Raw genomic sequence first — 5,251 nt, 5'->3', positions numbered from 1 at the left:
GTACATGGCGATTCGCAGAGTAATAGAGGCACAGCCCCGGATATGCGGGACACCACTCTTCCAGAACTCGTTTGAGTCGGCCGTCCTTGAGCGCATTTGCTGCAAGATGGTCGGGCACGAAGGCGATGCCTATTCCATCGATTGCTGCCTCCACCATCAGCGGTTGATCAGTCAATGTGAGAGGGCCGGGAGCGTTGATCCTTTCGACAGCGCCTTGGCGCTCAAACTCCCATCGGTAGATTGCACCACTTTCAAACCGGAAGCGGATGCAATGATGGTCATACAGATCTTGCGGCACCATTGGATAGCCGCGTTGCTCGAAATACTCGGGCGACGCCACTGCCGCAAAGCGGACCTCTCCCATGACTGGGATGGCCACCATATCTTTTGGTACGGCATCTAATAATCGGATACCCGCATCGAAACCGTCGGCAACGATATCGCTCAGCTTGCCATCACTGAATATGTCGAGATGGACGCGAGGATACTCGCGCAAAAAGCGCGCAAGCACTGGCCACAGTACCAACCGGATGGCGCCCTCACTGGCATTGATTCGCACCGTGCCGCTGGGAGCGTGGTCATTACCCTCCAGCTCCCGAACGGCTTCTTCAACTGAGGCCATTGCCGGTCTTAGTTTTGTGGCCAGGCGTTCTCCCGCCTCGGTCAAGGAGACGCTTCGAGTCGTCCGGTTGAAAAGGCGGACGTTCAACCGCTGTTCGAGAACCTTGATCGAGTGACTGATCGCCGAGGGCGTCATGTCGAGATCGATTGCGGCGCGGCGGAAACTTCGGTGGGTTGCGACCGCTAAGAATGCGGCAAAGGCCGACAGGTCATTGCCTTTGGATTGGTGAATTGATTTCATCATGGAATCAAATATTGACCGGATTGTTGCAACAGTCAATGAATCATAGACTCGAATGAAGCTGCAGCATCGCGGGTCCAAAATGGCCGGTGTCGCTCTGAGAGCATCTCGTCCGCAGCCCTGACAGTAATGACCACCTGATCGAAAGGAAAATGCGATGAAGATGAAGGCAGTTGTGATGACCGGGGCGAACAAGCCCTGGGAGGTTCATGAGGTTCCCATGCCCAAGGCTGAGCCGGGGCTGGTCCTGGTGAAAGTTCACGCCTCCGGCATGTGCTACACGGACGTGTGGGCGACTCAGGGGGCTGGTGGTGACATTTATCCCCAGACCCCGGGTCACGAAGTGGTCGGCGAAATCGTCGAAGTCGGTGCGGGTGTCCACACGCGCAAGGTTGGAGACCGAGTCGGCACCACCTGGGTACAGTCCTCGTGCGGTCGATGCCCGTACTGCCGCCAGAACCGCCCGCTGACCGGCCAGACGGCCATGAACTGCGTTTCGCCCAGAACGACCGGCTTCGCGTCGCAGGGCGGGCACGCAGAGTACATCGCAATTTCTGCGGAAGGCACCGTATTGTTGCCCGATGGGCTGTCCTACACGGACGCCGCGCCCATGATGTGCGCGGGCTATACCACCTGGAGCGGCCTGCGAGACGCGGAGCCGAAACCTGGTGACAGGATCGCGGTGCTGGGTATCGGCGGGTTGGGCCACGTCGCCTTGCAGTTCTCAAAGGCGTGCGGATTCGAGACCATCGCGATCACGCACTCCCCAGACAAGCACAAGCTTGCGATCGACTTGGGTGCTGACCACGTCGTCACCAATGCCGAAGAGCTGTTGGCAGTCGGTGGTGCCGACGTGCTGCTGATCACCACCAACGACTTCGAAACCGCCGAAAAGATGCTTGCGGGAGTCAATCCTGACGGCCGCATCGTCCTTTGCGGGCTCGACTTCAGCAAGCCGTTCTCGATTCCGTCCGACGGCAAGCCATTCCATATGATGCGCCAAAGGGTGGTTGGCTCCACGCATGGCGGACAGCACTACCTCGCCGAAATTCTCGACTTGGCCGCGAAGGGTAAGGTCAAGCCTATTGTCGAAACCTTCTCGCTTGACCAGGCAACGGAGGCCTATGACCTCCTGTCCTCCGGGAAGATGCGATTCCGTGGTGTGTTCCTCCCTCACGGCGGAAATTGATGCGCAGAGGCGCCCAACCTCATTCAGGCGCCGGACGCCGGACGCCGGGCTCAGGCAACAGGGATGGGATTGTCGATAATTGACTGGTTGAACTGCTCCACCAACGCGTGCTCGTTCGGCCCGACGTTGGCGCGCAGCGCGGCGATGCCATCGACGATCACTTCGGTGGTGGCCGTTTCCAGCTTGGCCAGGGTCTCGGCGATGAAGGCATCCAGCGACATGGCACGTGGGTCGCCGCTCTTGTGGATCAGGTCGGTGTCGACCCATGGTGGCGCGATTTCCAGCACTTTGACGCTGGTATCACGCAGCATGAAGCGCTGCGAAAGGCTGTAGGAGTGGAGGGCGGACTTGGTCGCCGAGTACAGCGCGGTGATGGCAATCGGAATGAACGCCAGCACCGAGCTGTTGTTGATGAGGGTGGCATCCGGCTGGCGTTTGAGATGTTCAATAAACGCCGCGCTGACGCGTACTGGGCCAAGCAGGTTAGTGGCCAGTAGGCCGACTGCCTGCTCATCGTCGAGATCGCCCGAGGCGGCGTTGTCGAAAGGCATGATGCCGGCATTATTGATCACCACGTTGAGGCTGGGATGGCGCTCAATCACCTGCTGCGCCACCTGCTTGATCTGCTGCGGATCGTTGATGTCCAGCTGCACGGTGTCGATACCGGGGTTGGCGCGGGCGATCTCGTCCAGCAGGGCCTGACGGCGGCCGGCGATGATCACCTTGTTGCCACGTTGATGGAAGGCTTCAGCCAAGCCTCGGCCGATGCCCGAGGTGCCGCCGGTGATGAAGAGGGTATTGCCGCTGAGTTTCATGCTGCTACTCCTATGACGTGTCAATCAACGCTGAGCGCCGATACCCAACGAGGCTCCGGTGACCAGTGCAGTGCCTTTCGATGCGTTGCTCATGCTGTGTCTCCAAGTAGGGTGGGCTTGGGACACATCATGACGAGGGGTGGGGAGGACCTAAATGACGCATATAGTCGTATTTCAGGACGTGACTGACACGAGACCCTGCCATGCACAGAATCGGCTACCTACTCTCTGACGACTTCCAGGTGCTGTCACTCGCTACCCAGACTGTCTTCGAGTACGCCAACATCGTGGCCGAGACACCTTTCTACGCCATCGAGTTCTTCTCCATTACTGGCGGCATCGTGCGCTCATCCCTGGGACTGGGCATCGAAACCCACGCGCTGAACAACCCCGGCCGGGCGGACACCTGGATGATCGCTGGTGTCAACACGCCACTGGAAACACCGCCCAGCGAGGCGGCGCTGGCCTTTGTGCGCCAGGCCGGGCAACAGGCGCGCCGCGTAGCAGGCATCTGCACCGGGGGCTTCGTACTGGCCGAGGCTGGCCTGCTCGACGGCCGCCGCGCGACAACCCACTGGGCCTACGGCGCTGCCCTGCAACGCCTGTACCCGCAGATCAGCGTGGAGGATGACCGCATCTTCATCATCGATGGCAGCGTTTGGACGTCCGCCGGCATGACCGCTGGCCTGGATCTGGCGCTGGGCATGGTGGAAAAGGATCTGGGCTCGGAAGTGGCACGTTCGGTGGCGCACAAGCTGGTCATGCACCAGCGCCGCTCGGGCGGGCAGTCGCAGCACTCGGAGATGCTCGCCCTCGCGCCGAAATCCGACCGCATCCAGAGCGCGCTGAACTACGCCCGACAGAACTTGCACAAGCCGCTCAGTGTCGAGGAACTGGGTGAGGCCGTACACCTCAGCCCGCGCCAGTTCACCCGTGTGTTCACAGCGGAAACCGGGCAATCCCCGGCCAAAGCCGTCGAGCGCCTGCGCCTGGAGGCTGCGCGGCTGATGATCGAACAGAGCCGCCATTCGCTGGACGTAATCGCCAAGGAAACCGGCTTTCGTGATCGCCGCCATATGCGCGAGGTATTCATTCGTGGTTTTGGCGTTCCACCTCAAGCCATACGGCGGGATGTCCGAAGCATGAATACCTGACTTGGTTGGGTCTACAGAATGGTGAAATGCTTCAGCGCATCATGACCAACGCTCGCCGCCAAGCGGCCTTCCTGGCCGGAAGGCACGGCATGGCGTCTACGTAGTTTTCTCTCGAAAGTTTCGGAAACACCCTACAGCACCGGTGCAATTACGGGCAGTAGCATCGACCCCGTCGACTCTTGGTCCGTAAGGCGTCTTATGCTGAATCTTCCGTTCGCGACTGATCACACCTGTCGAGGGAGTGATCTCCAAACTGACGAGACTCAACTACTCAAACGCTTGTTGGCGGGTGAGCCACAGGCCTACAAAGAGCTGGTCAGTACTTATCACAGCGCAATGCGGGCCGTGGCTTACGCCATTGTCGGCACTCGAAGTGTGGATGATGTGGTGCAGGATGCTTGGTTTGAATCGCCCCGGATTCTCTAGACACCTTGCAAGCTCATTGCGTAACGCTTTTCAAACTCTACCGGTGACAGCTGATTGTTGAAACCATGGCGGCGTTTTACGTTGTAGAACATCTCGATGTAATCGAACACATCACTACGAGCGTCTTCCCGCGTGGTGTAGATTCTCCGCTTGATCCGTTCCCGTTTCAGAAGCTGGAAAAAGCTCTCGGCCACGGCGTTGTCATGACAGTTGCCTCGGCGACTCATGCTGGCAACCAAATTGTTTGCCTTCAAAAAGCTGCGCCAATCAGAGCTGCTGTACTGGCTACCTTGGTCGGAGTGAACCATCACCTCCTGCTTCGGTTTACGCCTCCAAACCGCCATCAATAACGCATCAATGGCCAAATCACTGGTCATCTGCGACTTCATTGACCAGCCGACGACCTGACGAGAAAACAGATCCAGCACCACCGCCAAATACAGCCAGCCTTCATACGTGCGAATGTAGGTGATATCGGTGACCCAAACTTTGTTGGGTTCTACGACATCGAACTGGCGCTTCAGTAAATTGGGTGAAGCGACCGCTGGCTTACCGCCGTACTTGCCAGGGCGGCGTCGGTACCCTGTCTGAGAGCGCAGACCTTCAAGATGCATCAGCCTCGCCACACGATGCCGACCACAATCCTCACCGACCTCGCGCAGATCGTCATGGATTTTTCGATAGCCATAAACGCCGCCGCTCTCCAGCCAGGAATGCTTGATCAAACCCAGCAGTCGCTGGTCGTCTTTGGCGCGTACAGATTGCGGCTCAGACAGCCAGGCGTAATAACCGCTGGGATGGACTT

Annotated in this window: 5 protein-coding genes and 1 pseudogene; 3 read left to right on the top strand and 3 right to left on the bottom strand. The window is 58.9% G+C overall.

The window, feature by feature from the left end; all coding sequences use genetic code 11:
* The coding region (locus ACRESD_RS04625; protein WP_431749843.1) for a LysR family transcriptional regulator at positions 1 to 862 on the bottom strand (862 nt) is incomplete at its 3' end.
* A gap of 157 nt (positions 863 to 1,019) precedes the next feature.
* On the opposite strand from ACRESD_RS04625, the gene ACRESD_RS04620 reads away from it, so the two are divergent.
* Positions 1,020 to 2,051, top strand: a complete 1,032-nt coding sequence (locus ACRESD_RS04620; RefSeq protein ID WP_431749842.1) for an alcohol dehydrogenase catalytic domain-containing protein — start codon at positions 1,020 to 1,022, stop codon at positions 2,049 to 2,051.
* 50 nt (positions 2,052 to 2,101) lie between these two features.
* On the opposite strand, the gene ACRESD_RS04615 is transcribed toward ACRESD_RS04620, so the two are convergent.
* Positions 2,102 to 2,866, bottom strand: coding sequence for an SDR family oxidoreductase (locus ACRESD_RS04615; RefSeq protein ID WP_431749841.1), 765 nt, complete (start codon positions 2,864 to 2,866; stop codon positions 2,102 to 2,104).
* 203 nt (positions 2,867 to 3,069) lie between these two features.
* Here ACRESD_RS04615 and ACRESD_RS04610 point away from each other — a divergent pair, with 203 nt between their 5' ends.
* Together ACRESD_RS04610 and ACRESD_RS04605 are read left to right on the top strand one after the other, a co-directional pair.
* On the top strand, positions 3,070 to 4,020 hold the full coding sequence (locus ACRESD_RS04610; RefSeq protein WP_431749840.1) for a GlxA family transcriptional regulator: 951 nt from the start codon (positions 3,070 to 3,072) through the stop codon (positions 4,018 to 4,020).
* Between the two features lie 198 nt (positions 4,021 to 4,218).
* Positions 4,219 to 4,443, top strand: a pseudogene (locus ACRESD_RS04605) (RNA polymerase sigma factor); the annotation flags it as partial.
* Here the strand turns inward: ACRESD_RS04605 and ACRESD_RS04600 are convergent.
* The coding region (locus ACRESD_RS04600; protein ID WP_431749839.1) for an IS3 family transposase at positions 4,443 to 5,251 on the bottom strand (809 nt) is incomplete at its 5' end. The pseudogene ACRESD_RS04605 and the gene ACRESD_RS04600 sit on opposite strands and share 1 nt — an antisense overlap.

The sequence above is a fragment of the Pseudomonas sp. genome (genome assembly GCF_050739995.1).
Taxonomy (GTDB): domain Bacteria; phylum Pseudomonadota; class Gammaproteobacteria; order Pseudomonadales; family Pseudomonadaceae; genus Aquipseudomonas.
The sequence above is the reverse complement of the archived record's forward strand: the minus strand, read 5'-3'. Positions and strand labels throughout refer to the sequence as shown.